The sequence below is a fragment of the Vibrio sp. 03_296 genome (genome assembly GCF_002265885.1).
Genome location: NZ_NPKW01000931.1, coordinates 1 through 467, shown reverse-complemented (window position 1 = coordinate 467; position 467 = coordinate 1). Strand labels below are relative to the sequence as shown.

Annotated in this window: 1 pseudogene; it reads right to left on the bottom strand. The window is 49.7% G+C overall.

From position 1 onward, the window contains the following. Positions 1-61 precede the first annotated feature (61 nt). A pseudogene (locus CIK04_RS28935) lies at positions 62-467 on the bottom strand (M48 family metalloprotease); the annotation flags it as partial.

Here is a 467-nt window from a genome sequence, read left to right as displayed (position 1 = left end):
CATCAAGATAGTAAAGGATTGTACCCTCATTTTTAATTAATCGGGTCCAAAATCGTTTCTAGCTGATCTAATCTTTTTTGTCTAAATGCACCAGCGCTCTGCCATATTCAAAGGCCGGCTTGAGGTCTGGCGTTGCTTTTTTCTCCGTACGAGCAAACCAGTCCATAGCCGCATCGGAGTCAATACCTGCGTAGCGAGCGACAATTCGAGCTCGAGTGAGGTGATAGTCGAGTGATGGATTCACGCGATGCGGAGGATACGACTGTGCACGAGCACGGCTGTCGGTAATTCGATCCTCRGGCAGCGGGTGCGTCAGCAGCATCGGTGGCGGCGTGCTTGCGTAACGGTATTCATCAGCCAAACGAGAGAAAAAAGTGGGCATGGCTTGCACATCAAAGCCAGCCTTTGCAAGCGTATTGATACCGAAGCGATCGGCTTCTTTTTCATTGCTTCTCYGTGTAGTTGAT